Source organism: Shewanella intestini, from assembly GCF_018221465.1.
Classification (GTDB): Bacteria; Pseudomonadota; Gammaproteobacteria; order Enterobacterales; family Shewanellaceae; genus Shewanella; species Shewanella intestini.
Genome location: NZ_JAAIKR010000047.1, coordinates 1 through 1,121 on the forward strand (window position 1 = coordinate 1; position 1,121 = coordinate 1,121).

Consider the following 1,121-nt stretch of genomic DNA (forward strand, 5'->3'; position numbering starts at 1 on the left):
GAAATACACAGCCACCCATTATTAATGGCACAAATTCCAGCCTCCTACTATGCTTTATTTGAGCATTTAACAAGGAGGTTGTATGCCGAGGCCAAGACGAACCTTAATAAGTATCGAAGACACCCCGTATTATCACTGTTGCAGCCGTGTCGTTCGACGCGCCTTTCTCTGTGGTGATGATAAATACACGGGTAACAATTATGACCACCGCCGAGCTTGGGTTGAAGAACAAATACTCAAGCTCACAGAGGTGTTTGCGATTGATGTAGCAGCCTATGCAGTAATGAGTAATCATCTGCATGTGGTGCTTTATATTGATATAGTGCAAGTGAACAATTGGTCAGATAGAGAGGTTGTCGAGCAGTGGCATAAACTGTTTAACGGTACGGCGCTAACGCAAAGATTCGCCAAAGGAGAAGTCATTGATGAACATTTAGTTGTTCAACTAAAACACCTTATTGCCACTTATCGCTCGCGCCTTAGCGATATTAGCTGGTTTATGAGATGCCTCAATGAACCGATTGCCAGGCAAGCTAATCATGAAGATAACTGCACTGGGCACTTCTGGGAGGGCCGTTTCAAGTCTCAAGCACTATTAGATGAAGCAGCCGTTCTGGCTTGTATGGCGTATGTCGAACTCAACCCTATTCGCGCCCAAATAGCGAACACACCAGAGCAATCAGACTTTACCAGTATCAAGTTAAGAGTCACTGCGGCGCTGAAAGGCGAGCAACCGAAAAAGCTGTTGCCGTTCATAGGCAATGAACGGATAAACCAACCCAAAGGCATTGCTTTCTCACTGCAAGATTATCTCGTATTGGTTGATGAAACAGGCAGCGTTATTCGCGACGACAAACGTGGGGCTATCTCATCGAAGGCTGAAAATATCCTCAACCGACTAAATATACCTGCGGCAAACTGGGTGAAAATCATCACTGATTTTGGGCAATTGTTTCACGGTCCGGTCGGTACGTTACAAGAGCACAGCATCTACAATGAACATCTCAACAAGCGACGACGGTATTTTTCAAATAGTTGTCAGCATATGCAGGTAAACTAGCCTAAAGAGCGTAACTTCAAGAACACTTTCCTCTGCAATACACAGGGTTAACAATCCACGC

Annotated in this window: 1 protein-coding gene; it reads left to right on the forward strand. The window is 45.0% G+C overall.

Annotated elements, in window-relative coordinates; translation table 11 throughout:
* The first annotated feature begins 82 nt into the window (after positions 1-82).
* Positions 83-1,060 (forward strand): transposase, encoded by a 978-nt coding sequence (locus tag G3R48_RS17055; RefSeq protein WP_212593425.1) that lies wholly within the window; start codon positions 83-85, stop codon positions 1,058-1,060.
* Positions 1,061-1,121: the final 61 nt, after the last annotated feature.

Bases quoted from the DNA above. Each gene is read 5' to 3' on its own strand.
- G3R48_RS17055 (WP_212593425.1), top strand. From the start codon at position 83: ATGCCGAGGCCAAGACGAACCTTAATAAGTATCGAAGACACCCCGTAT.